The organism is Phormidesmis priestleyi ULC007 (assembly GCF_003003695.1).
Lineage (GTDB): Bacteria > Cyanobacteriota > Cyanobacteriia > Leptolyngbyales > Leptolyngbyaceae > Phormidesmis_A > Phormidesmis_A priestleyi_A.
In genome coordinates, this window is the sequence record NZ_PVWG01000112.1 from 1 (window position 1) to 1,578 (window position 1,578).

The following is a 1,578-nucleotide window of genomic DNA, read 5'->3' on the forward strand; positions in this document are numbered from 1 at the left end:
TACCATCTTTCACGGTTGTCATCAGGGGTCACGACCCACTCAGCCTTCATCTTACAACTGATTTAGGATTGCTATATGCTAGCAACGGCGATCGCCTAAGCTATCCGACCAATCGATCGCGCCATCGTTCCCAAAATGCCCGCAACTGCATTACACCTGAACTTAACCTCTAATTACCCGCGATCATCGAATTCAAGCGCTACAAAATATTCAGACGGTGTGGTAAAGCTAAACAGCTTCATCCAGCACTCGAATATGCAACACCTCATTCCGCATCAGTGGTTCAATTTGGGACTCAGAAACTACTAAAACTGCGATCGTCTCCCCGATCGCATTAAAGATCTCCAGACTATAGCCATCCTCCCCATTTGCAACAGGATGATGTTCCACGATCGTTGCAACATCTCCCCGATGCAACTGATGCTTCGGAAAATCTTCCTGCAAAGCCACCCTCGTAAACAACTCAAATGCCATCACTCCGCCTCCTTATCTGGATATAGCGTAATAAACTTTGTTTGTTGTGTCTCGTATTCAACCATCCAAATCGTGACCACCGCTAAATTGACCCCATTTATTCCCGTCAAAACACCTCGAATCTTATAAACATCCCCAAATCGATTTGGTTCATCACTCGGCACAGCCTCAAGCGGTAAAATCTGACTTCTCAAATCCGCTTCTAATTGTCGCCAGTTCTCTTGACCATAGCCCGCTTGCGCCAAAAACTTAGACTTATCATCCACATCACGCCAGATCAGCAGATACTTTGTCAGTTTGGCGGGCGCAATCACAGCATCACGAGCAAGCTTCATGAAACAAAACAGAGTCGTTGGTATCACTCCCATTTTACCAACTTCAACCAACTGTACTAAATTAGACCTCCTCGATAGGCTTGATAAGTTTTGGCGATCGCGGCAGCGTTGCCTGTTCATCTTTCTGGCGATCGCGGCGACTCTTTTTCTTCTGGTCTAAGAACGCTTCGCGATCGCGCATCTCATCCAGCACAAAGAGCTTTCTCAATAATCCAGCTTCCCCGTGATATTGAAACGTTGCAGCTACCAATCGCTGATCACCCGTCCGGAATCTGGAAACGGAATGGAGTAGATTAGGATAGGCACTTTTCTTTTGCTGGAGAACTTCTGCCATGTCTCCCCATTTGAAGTCTACGGGTCTTGCGATCGCGGCACTGGTGCTGTCTCTGACGGCTCCCTTACTCCCGACTGCTTACTCTCCACTCCCTGTTCTTGCCCAGACTTCGACTCATTCGGCTTCTAAAGCGGAGGCAGATCGCCTTTTGCAGCAGGGAAATCAACAATATCAGATTAGCCAGTTTGACGCTGCATTCCAGTCCTGGCAAAAATCCCTTCAAATTTACCGCAATCTTAAAGACCGACTTGGTGAAGGACAATCCCTGGGCAATCTGGGAATTGCTTACTATTCTCTGGGCAATTATGCCAAAGCCATTGAGTATCACGAGCAGCATTTAGCCATCGCACGAGAAATCAAAGACCGACTTGGTGAAGGACAATCCCTGGGCAATCTGGGAATTGCTTACTATTCTCTGGGCAACTATGCCAAAGC

Annotated in this window: 4 protein-coding genes; 1 reads left to right on the forward strand and 3 read right to left on the reverse strand. The window is 47.3% G+C overall.

The window, feature by feature from the left end:
- Positions 1-228: 228 nt before the first annotated feature.
- From C7B65_RS26875 to C7B65_RS26885, 3 genes are all read right to left on the reverse strand, one after another.
- Positions 229-474 (reverse strand): DUF4926 domain-containing protein, encoded by a 246-nt coding sequence (locus C7B65_RS26875; protein ID WP_073074891.1) that lies wholly within the window; start codon positions 472-474, stop codon positions 229-231.
- Positions 474-809 carry a DUF6883 domain-containing protein gene (locus C7B65_RS26880; RefSeq protein ID WP_073074890.1) on the reverse strand — a complete coding sequence of 112 codons (336 nt, stop codon included), beginning with the start codon at positions 807-809 and terminating at the stop codon, positions 474-476. Before C7B65_RS26880 ends, C7B65_RS26875 begins: the two co-directional genes overlap by 1 nt.
- 61 nt (positions 810-870) lie before the next feature.
- Positions 871-1,143 (reverse strand): hypothetical protein, encoded by a 273-nt coding sequence (locus tag C7B65_RS26885; protein ID WP_073074889.1) that lies wholly within the window; start codon positions 1,141-1,143, stop codon positions 871-873.
- Between C7B65_RS26885 and C7B65_RS26890 the strand changes: the two genes are divergently transcribed.
- Positions 1,142-1,578 (forward strand): tetratricopeptide repeat protein (locus C7B65_RS26890; protein ID WP_146135858.1); only part of this gene is annotated, 437 nt, incomplete at its 3' end. The genes C7B65_RS26885 and C7B65_RS26890 overlap by 2 nt on opposite strands.